Origin of the sequence: Dyadobacter crusticola DSM 16708 (genome assembly GCF_000701505.1) — a bacterium.
GTDB classification, from domain to species: domain Bacteria; phylum Bacteroidota; class Bacteroidia; order Cytophagales; family Spirosomataceae; genus Dyadobacter; species Dyadobacter crusticola.
Map to the genome: position 1 here is coordinate 63,288 of NZ_JNJB01000016.1, position 21,707 is coordinate 84,994.

The 21,707-nt window shown below is 48.5% G+C and carries 16 protein-coding genes; 5 read left to right on the top strand and 11 right to left on the bottom strand.

Annotated elements, in window-relative coordinates; translation table 11 throughout:
* Positions 1 to 57: 57 nt before the first annotated feature.
* On the top strand, positions 58 to 372 hold the full coding sequence (locus Q369_RS0118485) for a hypothetical protein (RefSeq protein ID WP_031529266.1): 315 nt from the start codon (positions 58 to 60) through the stop codon (positions 370 to 372).
* 70 nt (positions 373 to 442) lie between these two features.
* Here Q369_RS0118485 and Q369_RS0118490 read toward each other — a convergent pair whose 3' ends face one another.
* Complete coding sequence (locus Q369_RS0118490) at positions 443 to 2,707, bottom strand: ATP-binding cassette domain-containing protein (protein WP_031529267.1); 2,265 nt, start codon at positions 2,705 to 2,707, stop codon at positions 443 to 445.
* Between the two features lie 148 nt (positions 2,708 to 2,855).
* On the opposite strand from Q369_RS0118490, the gene Q369_RS0118495 reads away from it, so the two are divergent.
* Positions 2,856 to 4,097 carry a DUF3575 domain-containing protein gene (locus Q369_RS0118495; protein WP_031529268.1) on the top strand — a complete coding sequence of 414 codons (1,242 nt, stop codon included), beginning with the start codon at positions 2,856 to 2,858 and terminating at the stop codon, positions 4,095 to 4,097.
* A 190-nt stretch (positions 4,098 to 4,287) separates the two neighbouring features.
* Positions 4,288 to 5,583 carry a YihY/virulence factor BrkB family protein gene (locus tag Q369_RS0118500; protein ID WP_031529269.1) on the top strand — a complete coding sequence of 432 codons (1,296 nt, stop codon included), beginning with the start codon at positions 4,288 to 4,290 and terminating at the stop codon, positions 5,581 to 5,583.
* Between the two features lie 237 nt (positions 5,584 to 5,820).
* On the opposite strand, the gene Q369_RS0118505 is transcribed toward Q369_RS0118500, so the two are convergent.
* The 3 genes from Q369_RS0118505 to Q369_RS0118515 all read right to left on the bottom strand — a co-directional run bounded on the left by Q369_RS0118505 (position 5,821) and on the right by Q369_RS0118515 (position 10,348).
* Positions 5,821 to 7,302 (bottom strand): PQQ-dependent sugar dehydrogenase, encoded by a 1,482-nt coding sequence (locus Q369_RS0118505; RefSeq protein WP_084165784.1) that lies wholly within the window; start codon positions 7,300 to 7,302, stop codon positions 5,821 to 5,823.
* 73 nt (positions 7,303 to 7,375) lie between these two features.
* Complete coding sequence (locus tag Q369_RS0118510) at positions 7,376 to 10,009, bottom strand: ABC transporter permease (RefSeq protein ID WP_169739262.1); 2,634 nt, start codon at positions 10,007 to 10,009, stop codon at positions 7,376 to 7,378.
* Positions 10,010 to 10,348, bottom strand: coding sequence for a PadR family transcriptional regulator (locus tag Q369_RS0118515; RefSeq protein ID WP_031529272.1), 339 nt, complete (start codon positions 10,346 to 10,348; stop codon positions 10,010 to 10,012). It lies immediately after the preceding gene.
* Positions 10,349 to 10,552: 204 nt separating this feature from the next.
* Between Q369_RS0118515 and Q369_RS0118520 the strand changes: the two genes are divergently transcribed.
* Positions 10,553 to 12,643, top strand: coding sequence for a CehA/McbA family metallohydrolase domain-containing protein (locus Q369_RS0118520; protein WP_035333695.1), 2,091 nt, complete (start codon positions 10,553 to 10,555; stop codon positions 12,641 to 12,643).
* A gap of 81 nt (positions 12,644 to 12,724) precedes the next feature.
* Here the strand turns inward: Q369_RS0118520 and Q369_RS0118525 are convergent, their stop codons facing one another.
* The 4 genes from Q369_RS0118525 to Q369_RS0118540 all read right to left on the bottom strand — a co-directional run bounded on the left by Q369_RS0118525 (position 12,725) and on the right by Q369_RS0118540 (position 17,810).
* Positions 12,725 to 15,145 (bottom strand): TonB-dependent siderophore receptor, encoded by a 2,421-nt coding sequence (locus tag Q369_RS0118525; RefSeq protein WP_031529274.1) that lies wholly within the window; start codon positions 15,143 to 15,145, stop codon positions 12,725 to 12,727.
* Positions 15,146 to 15,299: 154 nt separating this feature from the next.
* Positions 15,300 to 15,935, bottom strand: coding sequence for a hypothetical protein (locus tag Q369_RS0118530; RefSeq protein ID WP_031529275.1), 636 nt, complete (start codon positions 15,933 to 15,935; stop codon positions 15,300 to 15,302).
* Positions 15,936 to 16,023: 88 nt separating this feature from the next.
* The gene (locus Q369_RS0118535; RefSeq protein WP_031529276.1) at positions 16,024 to 17,019 is read right to left on the bottom strand and encodes an SDR family NAD(P)-dependent oxidoreductase; all 996 of its coding nucleotides are present in this window, start codon (positions 17,017 to 17,019) and stop codon (positions 16,024 to 16,026) included.
* Positions 17,020 to 17,039: 20 nt separating this feature from the next.
* On the bottom strand, positions 17,040 to 17,810 hold the full coding sequence (locus tag Q369_RS0118540) for an SDR family oxidoreductase (RefSeq protein WP_031529277.1): 771 nt from the start codon (positions 17,808 to 17,810) through the stop codon (positions 17,040 to 17,042).
* Positions 17,811 to 18,020: 210 nt separating this feature from the next.
* On the opposite strand from Q369_RS0118540, the gene Q369_RS0118550 reads away from it, so the two are divergent.
* A complete protein-coding gene (locus Q369_RS0118550; RefSeq protein ID WP_031529278.1) occupies positions 18,021 to 18,374 on the top strand; it encodes a winged helix-turn-helix transcriptional regulator in 354 nt (117 codons plus the stop codon).
* A 22-nt stretch (positions 18,375 to 18,396) separates the two neighbouring features.
* Here Q369_RS0118550 and Q369_RS0118555 read toward each other — a convergent pair whose 3' ends face one another.
* The 3 genes from Q369_RS0118555 to Q369_RS0118565 all read right to left on the bottom strand — a co-directional run bounded on the left by Q369_RS0118555 (position 18,397) and on the right by Q369_RS0118565 (position 21,528).
* Entirely contained in the window at positions 18,397 to 19,335 is a 939-nt protein-coding gene (locus Q369_RS0118555) for a glycerophosphodiester phosphodiesterase family protein (RefSeq protein WP_051664141.1), read from the bottom strand.
* Positions 19,336 to 19,503: 168 nt separating this feature from the next.
* Entirely contained in the window at positions 19,504 to 20,163 is a 660-nt protein-coding gene (locus tag Q369_RS0118560) for a DAPG hydrolase family protein (RefSeq protein WP_031529280.1), read from the bottom strand.
* A 54-nt stretch (positions 20,164 to 20,217) separates the two neighbouring features.
* On the bottom strand, positions 20,218 to 21,528 hold the full coding sequence (locus tag Q369_RS0118565) for an amidohydrolase family protein (RefSeq protein WP_051664142.1): 1,311 nt from the start codon (positions 21,526 to 21,528) through the stop codon (positions 20,218 to 20,220).
* Positions 21,529 to 21,707: the final 179 nt, after the last annotated feature.

Consider the following 21,707-nt stretch of genomic DNA (forward strand, 5'->3'; position numbering starts at 1 on the left):
TTTTAGTAATAGTTCGGTTACTAATATTCTGTTTTGTAAAACTAATTCTAGTATGCTATGAAACTTGAAACCGACAGGAAGCCAGTAATTACACTGAGTAATGAAAGCTTCAAACATTATCTTCTACAAAGGTACGGTGCCAATTCTGACGAGTCCTGGCGGAAGCTTTTCCACGTCTCTCAGGAGCTTATTTCACCAGATACCTGGATCAAACTATATAACCGCGCAAAAGCAGACCTTGAAAGTTCCGGCGGCTGCATTACCGGCTACGAAGTAGTTGACGATGAGCTCGTCAGCCACGAGGCAATAGGCGCTTACTGGCCCGGAAACTGTATGTGGGTAATGCAGTTCGAGCACGAACAATCGAACTAGCATGGTTTGCGCGACCAGTTTACATTTAGATTAACGGGCTGCTGTGGTTACAGCGGCCCGTTTTGTTTGATCAGCTTACAGGCACCGCCGCTTTGAGGTACTTGCTTGTAATGGATCCCTCTGCATTCAGCAGTTGCAGCGGGGTACCTTCAAACACCACTTTCCCTCCTTTCGTACCGCCGTCAGGTCCCAAGTCGATGATCCAGTCTGCATTTTTGATTACATCGAGGTTATGTTCAATTACTACCATCGTATTCCCGCCATCGACCAATCTATTCATGATCGAGAGCAAATGCGTGATGTCCGACATATGCAAGCCGGTGGTCGGTTCGTCGAGCACATATACGCCGCTGCTCTTGTGAAGCTCACTGGCAAGCTTGATCCGCTGGCATTCACCGCCGGACAATGTACTCAGCGGCTGTCCCAGAGTGAGATATCCAAGCCCTACATCGCGCATTGCGTGCAGTTTATTCAGGATCTCTTTCTGTTCAAAATAATCCAGAGACTGCTGAACGGTCAATTCCAGTACATCTGAAATCGATTTCCCGTTGAGCTTATAAGCGAGTACTTCTTCTTTGAAGCGTTTTCCTTCGCAGATCTCGCAAGGGGTCTTGATACCGTCGAGAAAGGCCAGATCAGTGTAGATCACCCCTAGTCCCTGGCAATTTTCGCAGGCGCCCTGTGAGTTGAAGCTAAACAGCGACGCACTCACCCCATTTGCTTTCGCGAATGCTTTTCTGACATCGTCCATTACGCCGGTGTAAGTGGCAGGATTCGACCGTGTGGAAGTACCTACCGCCGACTGATCGATCACGATTGCCTTGGGATGTTGTTTTAAAAAAACATGGTTGATAAGCGAACTCTTGCCCGACCCGGCTACCCCCGTGACCACAGTCAGCACACCCACCGGAATATTGACATTCACGTGGTGCAGGTTATTTACATTGGCATTAATAATCGGCAGCTGGCCCGAGGGTTTGCGGGTATTTTGTTTTAATGGCAAAGATTGTTTGATGTGGCGGCCTGTGAGCGTATCTGCCTGGGTGAGCTCGCTGAAAGTTCCTTCAAAAACAATCTCACCTCCGGCAGTACCCGCGCGCGGGCCCACGTCTACAATATGATCTGCAACTTTGATCACGTCTGGATCGTGCTCTACAACGATCACCGTATTCCCCTTATCACGGAGCTTGCCGAGGAGCTCGGTAAGCCTGTGTACGTCGCGCGGATGCAGGCCCACGCTCGGCTCGTCGAAGATGTACATCACATCAATGAGGCTGCTGCTCAGGTGCTTCACCATCTTGACACGCTGCGATTCGCCGCCGGAGAGTGTGGTTGTTTCCCGGTCGAGGCTCAGGTATTCGAGACCAATATCGACCAAGTGCCCCAGCCGCTCCGTCAATGTGGCGACCATAGAGGCGGCAAGCGGATCATTGATGGAACGGATCAATTCCAGAAGCTCAGAAACTTCCATGGACGACATTTCCGCAATATTCTTCCCTGCAATTCGGCAGCTTAGCGCCGCCTGGCTGAGACGCGCGCCTTTACAGGCCGGGCACGGGCCGAGCGCAATGTAGGGCGCCACCATCTTCTGCGTGCGTTCCGACAGGGTTTTAATATCCCTTTTGATATATGATTTCTCAAATTTCTCAATAACCCCCATGTAAGTGGCATTCATCGTGCTGCCGCCCACCTGCAACTTGTACTTCATGTTTTTCCCATAAAGCAGCAGATCCATTTCCTCCTTTGTGAAATCGGAGAGCTTCTTGTCATTATCGAAAAAGCCGGAGCTTGCATAGCTGCTTTTTTCCCAGGTAGCAAAAACAGGCACCTGCACTGCACCTTCATTCAGCGACTTATTCATGTCCAGGAAGGAGTCAGCCACCACGCCCATCTTTTTTCCCAAACCATTACACTCCGGGCACATTCCCTGCGGGTCGTTGAAAGAGAATGCATTGGAGTTGCCAATATGGGGTTCGCCGATCCTGGAAAACAGCAGGCGCAAAACGGGAGAGATATCGGTGATAGTACCCATTGTTGAATGCGAATTACCTCCCAGCCTGCGCTGGTCCACGACAATTGCCATACTCAGGTTTTCAATTGCATCGGCATGGGGCTGCGCACACTTCGGAAGGAAATTCCGGATAAACATGCTGAAATTCTCATTCAGCTGGCGCTGGGCCTCCGTGGCGATCGTATCAAAAACAATGGAGGATTTGCCTGAACCCGACACGCCTGTAAAAATGGTGATCTTCCGTTTGGGAACACGCAGCGATACATTTTTCAGATTGTTCTCACGCGCACCGCGGATCTCGATGTACTCCTGATTTCTGCTCATAGGAATGGACTGGCTGTTGATTATTCAAAATTATTTGAACCCGCGAATTTGAAGTACAACCTTTCCGATATTTTATCGCCTCTTTGATTTGGATGTGTGATCACTCCCTACACCGGACCACAACCATTCAATCTTTCAATCCGAAACAATGAGAAAGTCACTTGCCTTCCTGGCGTTTTTGTTTGCACACCTTTCGGTAAATGGCCAGGATAATATCCGTACAGAAATCTATCAGGAAGCCGATACATTGCGAAAGCAGCTTTTCATTGACCGCTATCAAAACGTTTTCATGACCAAAGTACCAACACGGCACATGTTGAAAGCTGCTGCTGTGAGTTCGGATATACAGGGTACCGGGATCAACATCGGGTATGAATACAAGCTGCTTCCCTCTTTGTCGCTCGAAGCATCTGTTTATTCCCAGCTGAGTTACGAAAATGCAAGTCTTGCTGAAAGGCTCGTGCATTTAAATCAAAACAATGTAAACATCTACGGAAATGTAAAAGCCCGCTGGTTTCACAACATGAACAAAAGGATTGCAAACGGGCTTCATGCAAACAATTTCAGCGGGACTTACTTTGGGTTCAGCTATGAACAATCCATTTACAAAACCTCTCCAAACAGCCAAAGTGTAAGCAGACTGGGGTTACTGTATGGATTTCAAAGCCGTTTTTTCAACAACGGGTACATAGACTTTGCCCTCGGGCTCTTTCAAAAGTCTCATGTCCAGTTCACGTCCTATGAATATCAAAATCAGTTTGATGTCAGAAACTTTGTATTAGGTACTCAGGCTAACATCGGCATTGCATTAGGTGATTGGAAAAGAACCTCCGCGGGTCCGATCTGCGACGTGATACTGTGCGACGAATCCGTACAAGACCAGTGGAAAGTCGAAATGCCCAACTTGTCTGTCGGCTGGTTACAGCAATCCCTCCGCGGCGGCATCGCTTATGAAAGAAGGATCGGTATTGCGCCGCTTTCGGTACAAGGCAACCTCAATGCGTACTTCTTCAATTTGCGATCACCCAACATCCATCAGGAACGCCACTCAGTTATCAGCACCAGTCTTGAAGTGCGTTATTATTTCCTGCAAAGAATGATGATGAGAAAAGGAAAAGCAGGTAACAACCTTTCTGGTCTTTACACCGCATTAAAAGGTGGATACGAAATCTTCAATGCAAAATCCAGCAATACGTTTGCCTCGCAAAGCCAATTTACAAGCCATGACCTGAGCGCCGGGCTTGCCTTGGGCTATCAGCAGCGCCTGTTCAAAAGGATTTATTTCGATGCTTCCGTTTTCTACGTAAAACCCTTTCAAACAACCCACCGCATTCCAGGCGGTCACCGACCGTACCTTGGGTCGAAAATAGCGGTTGGGTTTACCTTTTGATTCAACAGGTATCTGATATTCTTCTCCCCTACTCTGCACCTCGCTACCTTACGCAACACGAAGACTTCACCAGTCCATTCCGGGCTGGTAAGGTCTTTGCATAGACATACGCAATCCAAATTATACAACCGGCGAAAATCGTGGAAGTGTAAGTCTGTTGGTTCGGTATGTTGTGTTTAAATCGTTTCAAATGAAGAAAGTCAAGTATACCATTTCGCTCCTGAAAGAGACCTTTTCAGAGTTTTCGAATGATAATGTACTCAAACTGAGCGCCGCGTTATCTTATTACACTGTCTTTTCGCTGGCGCCGATGTTGTTGCTGATCATCTCCATTGTCAGCTTCTTCTTTGGCAGGGAGGCTTTTGAAGGTGAGCTTTATGGACAAATTCAAGGTTTGTTGGGGAAAGAAGCCGCCGTTCAGATCCAGCAACTGATCAAAAATGCCGCGATCACTGACAAGTCAACCACAGCGGCGATCATCGGTGGTGTAACCCTGTTGATAGGTGCGACCGGGGTATTCGCTGAAATACAGGATTCCATCAATTACATCTGGGCGATCAAGTCCAAGCCGAAGAAAGGCTGGCTGCAATATTTGAAAAACAGGCTTTTATCATTCTCGCTGATTGTAACCCTCGGCTTTCTGCTGGTCGTAACCCTCGGTGTAAACACCGCGGTAGATTTGTTGAGCGCACGACTGGAACGCTACTTTTCAGACGTTTCCGTTGTGTTTTTTTCAATCCTGAACGTAGGGTTGGTGCTGATGATCATTACGGCGCTTTTCTCGGTTGTGTTCAAAGTTTTACCTGACGGGCACGTGCGTTGGAAAGAGTGCCTGATCGGCGCCGCATTTACATCCGTACTTTTTGCAATCGGTAAGTTCGGGATCAGTTTTTACCTGGGCAGCTCAGATCTGGGCGCGACTTACGGCGCATCTGCATCCATTGTTATTCTGCTATCCTGGATCTATTATTCTTCGATTATCCTCTACTTTGGCGCTGAGTTCACAAAGGTTTTTGCTAGGTCCGACGGTCACGAAATCCGGCCGAACGAACATGCCGTGCTGCTGGTGCGACAGGAGATCCAGCAGCCTGTACCCGGCCAACCGGTTGAGTCGGGAGTAGCACAAAAAGAAAGTTCAGGCATTCACCTGGACCCGGTTGCCGCCAAAAACAAGCTTTTTGACACGGTTTCGAACTTTATCGATGAAAAGCTGAACGCAATACGGGCCGAAGTTTATGGCCGCGTTTCAAACATGGCATCCCCGGCTGTGTACTACCTGCTTGCCGCAGTGATCGGTCTTTGTATCACGATCACGATCCTGCTGGTAGTGGGCCAGCTGCTGAACCGCTGGCTGGATAGTGATTACTTGGGTTATTTGATTTTGCTTGGCTTTGTAATCCTGCTCCTTGCGCTGCATCTTGCATTGAAAAACAAGATCCGCGACCTGATCAGCAAGGTACTTTTCAAGCTTAGCAAGGAAAGCTGAAACGCACAGCTACGCAGCAACTATACTCCTGCACATTGAATCTCACGGGAAGCTCGACTTTAAATGCAACCGCCCGGCCATTCTGCATTGCAGGTGTCCGGGCGGGCATATTTAATAGCGCGAACAGCTTTCGCGTTTAGCTGTGTCTGATGCTGGCGCACAATGCTATCTCATCGTCAGACCACTAGCAAACCTCTTAGTAACAATCCAAACTAGTACCCAGCCGGATTCACGCTGCTAGTGTTTGTAAGTAAATTCAAGAATAGCGCCCTGCTCCGCCGACTCTTCGGGGTTCTCGCCGGAAGGACCTGATGTCACCTGAGATTTGTCCGTCACCACGTAGATTTTCGTTCCGTCGGCAGATACTGCCACATCGCGGTACCGTACCTTATTCATAAAATAATCTTTTTCTTCCTCCACTACGGTACCTGCTGCATTCAGTTTCAAACGCACGATTTTACCTTTTTTAAGCGAAGTAATCAGGAGTGAATTCTTCCATCCCGGAATGGCGTCCGAAGTGTACGCCGCAATCCCCGAAGGTGCGAGTGCAGGCCATTCCGGGCTCTTCTTTCCCGCCCGGATCGTGTCGGCGAATGCAAGAAGCTGCTTGTTATCTGTTGCGTAAAAACTTTTGATCGGCGGCTCAAAGTTTTTCAGCTTCGCGGCATTTGCCTGCTCGTTTTCGATGTATGGATAGGTGGTGTTCCATTTGCCAGGCAGCTTGTCTTTGTCGGTCACGCCGGCAGAAAGTCCGTTGTAATTTCCATCTGGCAAACCGATGATAAGCGGATGACCATAGTTTTTGCCGCCTTTGATGATATTGATCTCATCATCGGAAAACGGCCCGTGCTCTGAAGAGTAAATCACAGGCTGGCCATTGATCTCCATCGTAGCCAAACCTTGTGGATTGCGGTGGCCAAGTGACCAAACCGCATTTTGTTTGCTCTTGCGGTTGAATGGATTGTCGTTGGGGATCCAGGCTTCATCCTTTTCACTATCCTGGTCAGGTTCTGTGTTAAAGCGCAGCATTTTACCTTCGTAAATATCCTGCTCCTGTGCGTGATTGGCGCGCTCTGCATTTTTAAACTGTCCAGCCCCCATATCTCCCACAGAATAGAAAAGATACTCTTTTCCATTCACAGCCGAGATCAGCAGCCGGCCGCCATTGTGATCATTACTGCCGGGAATGACATCGCAAATTGTTTCAGGATTTTGTAGCTTCTGCCCCTGCGGGTCGTAGGTGCATCTGACGATTTTGGTCTTGTAATGATAACCGTGGTCTTTGGGATCCTGTCCGTCCCCGGGCCGGTCTTTACCCTCAAAATCATAAACAAACGCGAGGTAAACGAATGGTTTTCCTTTCAGCAGCATCGGGTGCAGCGCCATTCCCATTAAGCCACCCTGCGGCAGCGGTTTTCCGCCGTCGATGGAATCGTTCACCTTATCGTAGTTGGGGAAAGTCTTCGCGGTGCTGAGGTTAATAAGTACCTCCTTGTTCCCGCTCGCCGGATCAATCCGGAGCAAGCGGTACTCTTTGGATTCGGTTACCCAAAGATGCTGGTCGGGACCAAAAACAATCTCCCAGGGATCGGAAGTGCCTTTGGCGATAATCTTTTTCTCAAATTGCTCTTGTCCTGCTTCCTGCGCGATACTGAGCGCAGCAGGAATAAAACAGCAGGATACCAGCACATATAATCGTAAACTCTTTGAAAATAACATAGGTCAATAGCTGAAAATACAGATTGGAACAACCGATCCGTCAGCTAAGTAAAACTATGCCAAAGTTGACCTGCTATTCGGTTTTTAGAGATTTGACCGGATCTGACAGTGCGGCGCGGATTGCCTGGTAGCTCACGGTAAGCAGCGTAATCACCAATGCGCCTAATGTAGAAACTGCAAAAATCCACCAGGAGATTTCCGTCCGGTACTGATAAGAAAGCAGCCAGTTGTTCAGAAAATACCAGGCAAGCGGAATCGAGATCAGGCAGGAGACAATCACCAGCAACACGAAATCCTTTGATAAAAGAGCCCAAAGATTCGGTACAGTCGCCCCTAATACTTTCCGGATGCCAATTTCCTTGGTACGCTGCTCGGCAGTAAAGGAGGCGAGTCCAAATAATCCAAGGCAACTGATCAGTATCGCCAGTCCGGCAAATACAGATGCCAGTTTGGCAATGCGTTCTTCCGCGGAAAACTTCGCTGCGAATTGCTGGTCTGCAAACTTGAAATCGAACGGACTTCCCGGACTCAGTTTCCTGAAAACACTTTCAATTTTGTCCAGCGACTCACGTGCTGACATTGTCGGATTCAGCTTGATGTTAATCACATTTGCCCAGCCATAATTGACCATGAAAAGCGCTGGCCTGACTGGCTCGAAAGGAGAATCCATCAGCATATCTTTAATCACGCCGACGATGGTATACGTGACTCCATTCCATTTTATGTACTTTCCGACCATATCCGCAGGCTTCTTATAGCCCATATATTTCAATGCGGCTTCATTCATTACCATTCCCGTCGAATCCGTTGAAAATGATCTTGAAAAATCCCTTCCTCCGACAAACTGCCAGCCGACCGTCTTACCAAAGTCGTGCGTCACCCCGATCGTGCAGAAATTGTCCTTGAAATTCGGGTCTTTACCCTCCCATTCAAACCCACCATTATTAGAGCTGTTTTGTGTTGGTGGCGTAGATGATGTGGACATTTCCACAGCTGCGCCCGTTTCCAGCAAACTCCCTCTTAATACATTGTATTGATTGTAAAGTTCTGGTGTGTTGATATTGACAGTGATCAGCCCATTGCGGTCATAGCCGATCGGACGGTTCTTAGCATGCTGTATTTGCCGGTAAACAATGATCGTTCCGATAATCAGGGTTACTGATACCGTGAATTGCAGAACGACAAGCACCTTACGCGGAACAGCGGCAAAACGACCAAGCGAAAAGGTTCCTTTCAATACTTTGACAGGCTGAAAAGAAGAAAGGTAAAGCGCCGGGTAACTTCCGGAGATTACACCTGTGATAACACAAAAGGCGACACCGGCAAACCAGAACAATGGATTTGTCCATAAGAAAACGATCTTTTTGTCGGACAGTACATTAAATGCAGGGAGCAGCAAGACAACGAGGGCGATAGCAAGCACAAATGCACAAGCGACCACCAGCAAAGACTCGCTCAAAAACTGACCGATAAGCTGGCCGCGCAGCGAACCGATCGCCTTTCGGATACCCACTTCCTTCGCCCGCTTTTCCGACCTGGCTGTACTCAAATTCATAAAATTGATGGAAGCCAGCAGCAATACAAATGCCCCGATAATGGCAAATAACCAGACATATTGAATGCGTGCATTGATATTGCCCGATGCATCCCATCCTGAATAAAGGTGCCATCTTGCCATCGGATGCAGGAACAGCTCCGGTTTCAGGTAAGCTGTCTGCGGTGAGTGTTTGAGCTTAATATGCCTGATCTTTTTAGATACATTATCAACAGTTGATTTGGGGCTGAGCTGCGCCAATATCTGCCACGAATTATTGTCCCATTCCACATTGTCCAGTGCCGACTTCACCCAGCTTTGCGTCGCCACGTACAAGTCCCAGGGAGCAATGAAGGTCAGGTCGCGAAACTCTGTGTTATAGGGAAGATCTTCATAAACACCCGTGACTTTCAGGTTCATCGCATTGTCGAGCCTGACGATTTTACCGACCGGATTTACGCTCCCGAAAAGAACCTTCGCAACACTTTCCGACAACATGATCGAGTACGGTTCTTGCAAACCTGCCCGCGTTCCGGCGAGCATTTTCAGTGAGAATAGCTCAGGCGCTTCTTCGCTCATGTAGGTACCTTTTCTGGTAAATTTCCTTTCACCGTTCGCGACGATGTGCTCCCCGGAAAAAGAGGACATGACAATGTATTTGAAATCGGACCCATAGTGCGTACGAAGCTCATTCCCGAGTGGAGCAGGCATGTATTCGCCGTGGTATTTAGTACCGTCAGCCACCACGGTCTGCATGACCTTGGCTATCTTATCGTAATTCCGGTGGTACTTGTTAAATGAAAATTCATCGTGGATCCAGAGTCCAATCAGCATGGCGACGGCCATTCCGGCAGCAAGCCCGCCGATGTTGATAAAAGAATACCCCTTGTTTTTAGTGAGGTTTCTTAATGCGACTTTGAAGTAGTTCTGGATCATGGCTGGACTGGCTAAATAGGTTCTTGGATATTGCTGCGACTTTTTGTCCCTGGCGAAAGGCCGCAGTAGCTTAAATACATTCAGAATGTAGCGTTGCCGGGCGCGGGCTGCACCCACGGTTCGCACCCAATGCGCATACATTTCTAGTAAATCACCTTGTAGTTCCTCCGATGTGTTCGGATCAGCGAAGCGGGCCAGGAGCTTGCTGGCCCATTGCGGGGGTGTTATCTTTTTCATTTACCCTTTTGTTAATTGGAATCCGGATTGCGGAAGTGCATTCCACAAATCGTCGCGAACCTGTTTCACTTCCAACAGCACTTTTTGCCCGAGTGCCGTAACGACAAAAAAGCGCTTGCGCCGTCCGCCGCGCTCAGCCGTGGCCCCGCCCATGACAGAAGTCAGGTAACCCTTTTGCTCCATTCGCTGCAAGGTTGTATGCACGGAACTGAATCCGACCAGTCGACCCGTTTTACGTTCAAGCTCCTGCGTCACGGTAACCGCATAGGCGTTCTCGCCAAGTACTGCGACTGTCAGCAAAACTACCTCCTCAAACTCTCCCAAAAACACACGCTTCATAAATGCATTTTGATTTATTCCGATAATGTCGATTAAATAACTGTACCGGCGCAAATTTTTCCACCAACCTCCTGTATTACAGCATTGTGTGGGTTAACTCACAAACAGACGCCTGTTCGATTTCGAACGAAATTAACAAAGTGCCCGGGTAGAATACATTCAAATTCTGCTATACTGATATGAATGCAACAGCCAAAACCAACTATGAAATTAAAGGCACTTCTTCTGCTTACGCTACTATCCATGGGGATTGTACAGGGCCAAATTAAACCCGATACCCGGCAATTTGACCAGAAAGGTGAAGCCACAATCGCCACCCGTAAAGATCTGGTAGAGATCACCTGGCCTGCCGGTGAGGGGAAGTTTGGACAAGTACAGTTCGATCTCTCCGCCTCGCGGCCGCTGTTCAAACGCATTGCGCTTGGAAGCAAAGCTGCGCCTGTCACGATTTCGGAAGACCTGGATGCGGCATTTCTGCTGACTGTCGGCAAGCGCGATTTGATGTCACAGAATGGATGGAATATTTTCTTCGACAAAGTACCCTCGCGCCCTTTCGAGACTTTCCCAATTGTGCTTAAAAAATCAGGTATCTCGGTCAAAAGTATTGGAAGCCGCACGGTTGTAAGCATCGGCAGCCTGTCCGCTGACCGATTTTCAGGCGCATTGGAAGTGACATTTTACAATGGAAGCCCGCTGTTCAATATCGCAGCCGTGATGTCGACGACCGGGAAAGCGGCGGCTATTGTTTACGATGCCGGGCTCGTCAGCAAAACGGACGAATGGAAAAAGCTTTCCTGGACAAACACCGCTGATGAGATCGAAACTGCGGCGGTTCAGTTCAGTGATTCTGCGAGGAATCTTGCCGTTAAATACCGCACCATCACCGCGCAAGCCGAAAATGGATCGCTGGCTATTTTCCCGGCGCCGCACCAATACTTTTACCCGCTCGACGAAGCTTTCAATCTAAAATTCATCTGGCACGGGAAAGGTTACCGGAAAATGCTGGACGGGTACGGGATCGGAATCCGGCAGGAACTGGAAGGCGACCGCCGCTTTGTACCGTGGTTCAATGCGCCCCCCGGAACCGCGCAGCGCCTGAATTTCTTCTGCCTGCTCAGTGACGCGGGCGGCAGTGATGCGATCGGGGCTGTCAAGAAATTTACCAATGCAGACAGGTACCCTCAACTGCCGGGCTTCAAAACCATGTCCAGCCATTTTCACAATGAGTTTATCATGAATGTGGTACTCGCTGGCAAGCCCGTTCCTGAGAAGCCCGAGTTTGTGGAAGTGTTCAAAAGCCTTGGTGTGGATATGGTCCATTTGGGGGAGTTCCATTATACTGCGCACCCGAAAGGCCCGGATTCGTTACGGTTGCGGGAACTGAAAGCGCTTTTCGAGCAATGCAAAAGACTTTCAGACAACGAGTTCCTGCTGATGCCGGGTGAAGAGCCTAATGAATTCTTCGGCGGGCACTGGATGCAGCTTTTTCCTAAACCTGTGTACTGGATCATGTCACGGAAAAAGGATCAGCCTTTTGTCGAGAACAAGCCAGGATTCGGGAAAGTGTATCGCATTGGCGACAAAGAAGATATGCTGAAATTATTGCAGGAAGAGCGGGGATTAGCCTGGACTGCGCATGCGAGAACAAAAGGTTCGGTGAATACGCCCGACATTTACAACCACGAAGCATTCTTCAAATCCGACCGGTTTATGGGGGCCGCCTGGAAGGCAATGCCCGCGGACCTTTCTCAGCCAAGACTCGGAAATCGCGTGCTCGACTTACTTGATGATATGAACAACTGGGGCGAGAAAAAGACCGTGATTGCTGAGGCTGACCTTTTTACCATTACCCGGGAAAACGAAATGTACGCCCACATGAATGTCAATTACCTGATGCTCGATCAGCTGCCGAAGTATGATGAAGGCTGGCAACCTGTAACGGAGGCAATGCAAAGCGGCAAGTTTTTCAGCTCGACCGGCGAGGTATTAATGCACGAATTGAAAGTGAATGGTAAGCTGTCAGGAGAAACACTCGCGCTGAATGCCGATGGTACCGCAAATGTGAACTTGAAGCTAAGCTGGACTTTCCCGATGAACTTCGTGGAGATTATCTCGGGTGATGGCGAAAACGTGTTCCGCGAAAAAATAGATCTGTCTAAAACCAAAGCCTTCGGCGAGCAGCAGTTTCAGTTCCGGCCCAATCTGAAAGGAAGAAAGTGGATGCGGGTGGAAGCCTGGGATAGCGCCGTAAATGGTGCTTTCAGCCAAACCTTTTACCTGATCCCCAACAAGTAGCCCGATTTTACCCAACATAAAAAGGCCGGAAGACATGAATCTCCCGGCCTTTTTACACCGATACCTCTTTTTCAACAAAAATCAGAAGTTGTAAGTAATGTTCGCTAACAATGCACGCGGCATTTGCGGCGCAATCGTAGACCATCCCTTATAATATTCTTTGTTGAATGCATTGTTCAGCTTCAATCCGATGCGGTAGTTTTCCGCCTGATAAAAGAGCGATGCATTTGCTACGGTATATGCAGGGAGCATAAAGTCTCCGGTCGAAACATAGTTGATTGCAAAACGCTCGCTCGCGCCATTGATCCCCGCTCCTATTCCGAATCCAGCCAGTTTTCCGCCTGGTACCTCGTAGTTCGCCCACGCGTTATAGGTGTGTTTCGAGCCTGCGTCAAGTGGCCTTTTGTTCAGGATATCGCTATTGTCGGATTTAGTGGTTTTGCTGTCGTTATTGCTGTAACCCGCCCTGATATTCAGTCCATTCACAGGATTTGCATTCAGTTCAATCTCAAAACCTTTGCTGTATCTTTCGCCTCCCTGAATTTTGTTGAAAGGCGACGCAGGATCTGTGATCACCATGTTCTTTACCTGGATATCGTAATAGCTGATCGTCGCATTCAGCTTGTTTTTGATAATGTTGGTTTTAATACCAAACTCAATCTGGTTAGCCTGCTCCGGTCTGAATGTCTTGATCGTCTGCGGTCCGTCTTCGGGGTTCCCAACCAATGCAGGCGCCACATTGGTGAAGCCGTTTTGGTAATTAGCAAAAACAGAGACTTTATCTGCCACCGGCTGGTACAGGATACCGAACTTCGGCGAGAGTGTAGTCTGGTTGTAATCATCGTCAGAAGTTGATACACTTCCCACATTGTCAAAATGATCCACGCGCAAACCAACCATGACCGATAGCGTATTGGTAAGGTTCAGTACATCCGACGCGTAGGCGCTGTAAATGTTGTAACGCGATTTCGCATTTGAAACCGGCTGGCTCGCCAGAACAGCATCCACGGCAGCGGTAGAAAGCGGGTAGGTAGTCGTTTCCAGCGAATCCGTGAATGGATTATCCCCGTTAGCACGACCGTCAGGAGTTACATTCCCGTAGAATGCATAACCTGTTCCATTGCTTGTTGAAATCGCAGAGAAATAGTCCAGACCTACCACAACGCGGTTCCGCATGGAGCCAAGACGGAAGTCACCGATGAAGTTTTGCTGGATATCAGATGTTCCGGTATACTCATTTTGTTTGTTCAAAAACCTTGAATACGTATTGTCTCCAAGTACACCGAAGTCAAAAAGGTAAGAGTAGTATCCTCTTGTTGAAGTGGCGCTTTTGGAGATCAGCGTTTGTGATTCCCATTGATCCGACAATTTGTAGTCCATTTCCACGCGATAATTCTGCGTCGGGTTTTCCAGTGTAAGGTCATTGCTTGTGAATGAAAGCTTGTTGTTGTAGCCAAGCTCTTTCATGTTTCTGGCTGTGGTAGGCGCACTTCTGTTCAGGAACAAGAACATCGGGTTAGTTTGCTCAGCCTGCGTGATCTCTCCGTAGAACGAGAAAGACAGGTTGTTATTTACCTTATAAGAAAGGGAAGGCGCTACAAAAAATGATTTTCTGAAACCTGCATCCTGAAAGCTGCGCTCGGTTGCGTAAGAAGTATTCAGCCTGAAATACAGATTTTTTTCCTTGCTCAATGCGGTATTGAAATCGCCCGTGATCTGATTGAGGCCGTAAGAGCCCGTTGTAAATGACAGCTCGCCGCCTGTTCCCACAAATGGTTTTTTAGTAACCACATTGATGAGTCCGCCGTAAGAGCTCACCGCATTTCCAAACAAGGTAGCAGAAGGTCCTTTCAGCACTTCAATACGTTCGATGTTGGCAGGATTGATCGTACCGTTTGTAAGTCCGGGCAGACCGTTAACCAGCTTCGGCTGCACAGAAAAGCCACGCAGCGAAAAGTAACCTGCTCCATCACCGCCACGGCCGGTAGAGGTCCACAAATTTTCAACGCCAGTCGCATTCTTCAAAGCATCGTCAAAGTTAGTCACGATCTGGGATTTCAGCAGGTAGTTGGTAATGGTACTGTAAACCTGGGTATTCTCGAAATCGCGTAACGGTAACTTGGAAACGTAAGCCGTTTTGCTCCGCGAGAACTTATTTTCCCGCTCGCCTTCCACAACTACTTCGCGCAAAATCTCGTCGCCTGCATACAATGTCACAGTTTCAAGATCCACTTCATTCTGCGAAATGGTAAAGCGGATTTCCCTGGTTTTAAATCCTACTGAGGAAACGGAAAGCACATAGCTGCCGTCGTTGATGTTGGCTATCTCAAAATAACCCGATTCATTCGTCTGCGCTCCGATGCCGGTATTTTTGATAACCACGTTAACACCAGGCAGCCCGTTTTTAGAGTTGTCCATCACCGTACCTTTCAGTTTACCTGACTGGGCAAAACAGTGGAATGATAGAAGAAAGCAAATTGAGAGTGATAGAAGAGATTTCATTAACCTTATTTAGACAAATTACAAATCACAAATGTATTTTGCCAAATGCGCACTTCCAAGCTATTTCTGATAATTATCAGAGCTTGGCGCGGAGGTATACTTCATCAATGTCCTTGTAAAAGTGAGTCTCGGGCGGGACCTGGTATTAAGAAGACTAAGTCTGCTTCGTAACGCGTTCGTAAACGGAAGTGATTTTCACCTGCTTCACGCCATCTTTTGTATACAAATACCGCTTGTTTATAAAATGTAATCTGTCCAATTCGTCAATCTTCACGGATTCGGGTGCAACCCAGCGAAAGGGACGTTCATTCTCCGACGGCTCAACGATGATCTCTTTCAAATCGTCGGAAAACCTGAAACTGCGCACGCTACCCTGATGCACATAATTTACAGCCAGATTTGCATTGTACTCCAGGCCAGGCCCCCCATCCCATTGCTTGTTTCCTATCGAGATATATTGTTCCGGCCAGCCCTGGGATATAATAAGCGATGAGTTGGCCAGCATATTTGATTTCCCGTAAATGCGTACCTCTACAATATGTGGATGGTTTTCGAACTGAAATGCCGGGATTTCTTTCAGCAAATCAGTTGAAGTGAGTCCATCCATGTTTATATCCAGTTCCTGATCGGCGATTGAGCTGACAATCCTGTATTTTCCATGAAATTGCTCGTGCAACTTTACCAACCTTTGCGCCTCCTGAGTTTCGGCGTCAACTACGGGATCATTGCTTTTTTTGCAGCCCGAAATCGTCGCAATTAGCACAGTACATATGAGTAGTAAATTTTTCATCGTCAATTGTCGGCTAGTAGTTACACTAAACTAAATGTTGGCCAGCACTTTACAATGCTGGCCAACATAAATTTTTCTGACGCTCTTCTCAGATGTCCATAAACCTGGTATCCGTCAATTCTTCTGATAACTGCCACAACCGTTTCGCGGCTTGTTCGTCCAGTGAATAAGGCTTTACACCGGTTGAGAATTCTTGCCCGTGCGCCAGCTCGGCAATATCCACGTCTTCGCAGTACACGCCACCGAGGTTTCCCAGCAACGAACTGGTCGCACACCAGATCGTAGTGGCCGCCCCCTGAGGAATGCTTTTGAGCGAGGCGATTGCCTCCGGTACAGGATTGCCCTGATCATCATAAAACCCTAACTGCTGCAATGTCGCAAGCGGCGCTTCCCTGGTCAGTTCTGTTCCCCAGATATTGCCCGGGTGCACAGCATAAGCTCTGATCCAGAGAGATTTTGCGCGGTTATCCAGTTCCATTGAAAACAGGTTCAGCGCGGTTTTGGAATGACCATAAGCCTGTAAGCTATCATATTCACGTTTTTCAAAATTCGGATCTTCGAAATTGAATGGGGCAAACTGGTGTCCCAGTGAAGAGATATTTACAATCCTTGCGCCGCCGGCTTCTTTCAATGCACTCCAAAGCTTTGCAGTGAGCCGGAATGGCGCCAGATAGTTGGTCGCGAGCTGCGATTCTATCCCGAGGCTGTTCCTGCGCAACGGTACGAACATAATGCCCGCATTGTTGACCAGCAGATGCAATGGTCTGCCCGAGGCCAGAAATTTCTCCGCAAAAGCATCAATGGAACCAGGCTCCATCAGATCCATCTCTTCGATTTCTACACGCGCGATTCCTTCCAGATTCGCCTTCGCCTTTTGAATGCTCCTCGCCGGCACGATCACCGTTGCCCCGGCTGCTGCGAGGTTCTTCGTTGTTTCCAAGCCGATACCGGTATAACCTCCTGTTACAACCGCGATTTTTCCAGTCAGGTCAATTCCCGCTATAACTTCCGTGGAAGTCGAAGTGGCGCTGAAACCAGAGCCGAGCGGCCTCTGCAATGCGCCGTTATAATTGTTCAATTCCATTGTGTTGCTATTAAATACTATTACTTCATCAGACTGATGTTAGTCATTCCGCCATCTGAAAGGATCTCGGTGCCGACGATGAAAGCTGAATCGTCAGAAGCCAAAAACACGGCTGCCTTCCCGATGTCCGACGGAAGTCCCTGCCTGCCGACTGGTATGATGTCTATCCAGATTTGCTTTACTTGCTCCATTTGTTCTTCCGGCACCAGTTTACCAAACACAGGTGTGTCAATGGAGCCCGGCGAAAGTGCGTTGACCCGGATGTTCCTGGAAAGCAGATCCAGCGACAAACCCTTGGCCAGCGAAATAATGGCCGCTTTCGCCGCACTGTAGATAGCCATTCCCGGCGCAGCCCGGTGCGCAGCGCTCGACCCGATCAGAATAACCGACGCGCCGTCATTCAGGTACGGCAGCGATTTTTGCACACTGAAATATGCACTTTTGAGATTCAGGTCCATATAGCGATCGTACCCTTCCTCCGTAACATCGCTTATCGTCCCCATAGGGATCCCGTCCACAACGCCACCTGCATTGACAACAAGTATGTCAATGTTTCCAAATGTCTCAGCAGTCCGTTTGAAGATATTTTCCAGATCGTTCCCGCTGGTAACATCACCTTTGATACCGATGAAACCCGCGCCCAATGCTTCGACAGAGCTGTCGAGCGTTGACTGGTTCCTACCCGTGATCGCCCCTACTGCACCCTCACTTCTAAAAGCTTCGGCAATTCCATATCCAATTCCACTGTTTCCGCCTGTGATAACGGCGACTTTGTTTTTGAGCTTGTTCATCTTTGTTAGATCAATCCGTTGAAAACTGTACGTAAATCCCGTCAATGCCGCCGGAAGCCGAGTTTTTCTCTTCCGCAATACCGGAAATTTCGCCAAACACGGAACATCGCGGCTTGATTAAGTTTACGGATGCAAAACTAGGAACTGACTGTTTACATTGGTAACTTTGTAACAAAAAGTAACAGTAACATCGAGGTAACAAAGTAACCTATGCAGTGTGAACCGCGTCAGAACGACAGGCATAAAAAGGAAATGATGGCAGTCCAGGATTCAATGGACGTGCTGAATGGAAAATGGAAGATTGCGATCCTATCGTCCATTTGTTACTACAACAAAAGGAGATTCTCGGACATTCTGAACGATGTGGAGGGGATTTCCAACAAAATGCTGAGCAAGGAATTGAAAGAGCTGGAACTGAACCAGCTGGTAAAACGGACTGTGCTGGATACGCAGCCAATAACAGTCCAGTACGAGCTTACTGATCATGGTTTAACCCTGAGAACCATCATCAATAACCTCACCGAATGGGGAATCGCCCACCGGAAGAGGATTATAGGCGAGTAATATTCATCAATGGCGCTGCTTCTTATTTTCTGCCAAAGAATTTCGCATTGGAAGTATTCTTCCTGATCAGATCGCTGACCACCTCCGCAGCTTCAATGGGTAAGTCCGATTCCAGGATAGACGCTCCGTCCTTGACGATGGACAAGTAGGCCGTTTTCCTTTCCTCGGCAGTTTTAAGCTTGTCGTAAGATGACGCTGCTGAGATCATGCACATCGTGCCTTTTTTGTTCAGCAGACTGTACAGCTCCTGGTTTTCTGTTTTTACATGCGGGCCGATATAGGCGATCAGCTGGGTAAATGGGATGCCTGCTTTTTCGTACTCATCATACTCTTTTTTGTTTCTGATGAATGCGGAGAACATCCTGTCCTTATTGTCTTCCAGGTAGAACTTTGCTTCCGCGGCGCTGTGAACGGTCAGCATCACAAAAGCGTCTGCCTTGTGTTTGCGGATCAGATCAGCAGTCATTTTTAATGGAACATCCTTGTAATCAAGGTTCAAAATCGTTTTCCCGCGCGCCCAGTCGATTACTTCGGATAAGGTAGGAATTGGATAGTCGGTGACATTACCTTCCGCATCTTTCAGCCTGAACTGCCTCAGTTCTTCGAAAGTATAGTCTTTCAAATTCCCTTTGCCGGTGGTAGTGCGGTCGAGGGTTGCGTCGTGCATCAGTACAATCACGCTGTCTTTGGTAAGTCTCGGATCGATCTCAAAGATTGCGGGGGTATGTTTTAATGTATTTTCAAAAGTAGCAATCGAGTTTTCAGGAAAACCTTTCACCATTCCGCCCCGGTGCCCGGCTATGATCGGCCTGTCGTTTCCGGTGTACCTGAAAAACGAATGCATTTCTTTGGCACTCCCGATTTTCAGCACGTGCAGCTTATCTTGTGCATGTACCGAAATGCAGCAGGCAAGCGTGAGCATACCTGCCGCGATTAAACTGTAAATAGATGGCTTTTTCATTTTTTGGATAACAGAGTATTAGTCAAATGCAGCGTAATGTTTTCATTGAACAATGAAGTTCGCCTGCAAATAACCACCAACTATCAGTTTTTAACAAACCCGACGCGATGGTTTCTGCTTTTTGATCACACCGGCCCGGCCAATGACCATTTAATCAGTCCTTGCAGATCACACCGCAAAAGGACTAGTCACGGCGGTTTGACTGCTGTACAACTCCGGCAGAAAAAATTCAAAGTTGCCTACTTCCTCCACATTATGCTTCATCCATGCAAATCCCATTTCCCTGGTAAAAATCCAGGGGCGGATCAACCTGTTAAAGAACAGTCTTCCGAACCAACCTTCGTCGCCAACGCTCATTAACGAACGATACGAGCAGTCGGTGTCCCCTACCGGCTCAAACCAATGTTCAAGGCTGAATATCTCGATACCTAAAATCCGCTTCACCAGGCGAATGCCAGTGTGGTCAAGCTTGGTTACGAGCTCTGCACTATCAATGGTCCAGTCGGGGTTTCTCCCGAAAGCCTCCACAATGCGGAAATAGCTGCCGACGCCGACGCTTCCATCTTTGCGACCGTTTCGGTGCAGTTCCCAGCGAATGTGATCACGCGGATGCCAGACCCTGTATTTTGTACAAACGCGTCCCTGGTAGGTCATTTCGCCGCCAATGTTCTTAAACCACCATTCGAGCATCTGCGGTGTAATGCCTTTCAAAGTCTCGTGCCCGATGCTGAGATAATAAACGCCATTCGGGCTGGTGACGTACTCAGTTTCTGCTGATTTGACCGTTTTCATGTTCCAGCCAAAATCCAGCGGTTCTTCCAGTTTCATGTCGGTAAGTCTGTTTGTAAGCAAAACGCCAGTGTATATACGCCAATGCGCCCGCTAATGCCTGATAGTCCTCGCAACAATCGCTCGAACTCTGTTTTCCAGCTCTTCGAGATCGTGCAGCAGCCACTGGCCCTCATGCTTGGCCAGCTGTCCATTCAGCACAATGGAATCCGGGTGCTCATCAGACAAATAATAAAATGCAGGATTGGACATAAATGCTTCGTTCCCGAGTTGGTCGGATTTGAAAAGCGAAAAGCAAGCGCTTTTCCCTACTTCAATGCGCACGGAAGTGTTAAACCCGCTGTACGAATTGGCACTCTCCATGGAGTCGAAGAAGAAGTCGTTTGCCTTGTAAGGTATCGTCATCGGGAATTCCATTTCGTCAATCAGTCTGCCGTTTACAATTGAACGATAGTTTTGGAGCAAAAGCCGCTGCTGGAAGATCAGACTGTCGGTAGACGCCGTCGGGATATCAATGCCAACCGACCATTTCGACGCTGGAAAATCCAGGATAAATCTGGCCGCAGGATCTCCCAGTCCCATTTGCATTTCGGCCTCAGGCGTAATGGTCACCAAAGATCCAGCCTGTGCGATCATCTCAAATTCGTCTTTCGAAAGCGTGCAGCAGTGTACCAGGTTCAGTTTTTCGTTTAAAAGCCCGTGCGCTTCCAGCTGCATTACCGGCTTGCAGATCTTGCCGAGGATTGAGCTTCCAATATGCATGGACGCGGGAATACCCAGCGACCCCGCCAGCTCGATGTCCGAACGGTTGACCTCAATGGATGCAAATTCCGGCCCCCGGATGCCCATGCCGAGCTTTACCTGCGGGGAATAGCTGGTGTATTTCGCGGCGAGCCGCTCAATGTCGCGGTCGTGCGGACAGGTACTATGGTTCCAGTATTTGTCGCGCTGGGTAGCTGGCGTGGAGTGAAAAAATAGTACGTTCAATCCCGAATCGGCAGCAGCTTGCAGCGCCGCGTCGGCATGCTCGGGAGAGTTCATGATATGCGACCAGTCGAAAACCTGGCTGATACCTGCCTGGGCACACTGAATATGACCGTACAAATTGAGGTAATACAATTCCTGTGCTGTGATCCGCGCACCGATACCACCGACGACCTTTTCCAGATATTCCATCAGCATCATATCAGAGGCTAATCCCTTGAATGGCGCCTGCCAGACGTGGCGATGCGCATCTACCAGCCCCGGCACGGCGATCATACCCGTGCCGTCGATCATATTATTACCGCTCAGAGTGCCGGTGTGTTCAGTGATTTCCTGAACAATGCCCTCGTTGGAAATAAGAATGTCGGAGGTGCTTGTAAGCGGGCCTCCATTGAAAATGTGAATGTTCCTGATGATCATAGATATTGTTTTTTGGGCAAAAATCCGCTGCGGGACCTGCGCGGCCAATCGCATTCCGACTGATTGCTATTTAACTGCCCTCAACTGGAATAAACCGCGATGAATTTGGGGTAGGTGTCCCGGCTGTGACATGCAACCCGGATTTGAGCAAATAAGACACTCCTGCTCCACGGCTAACA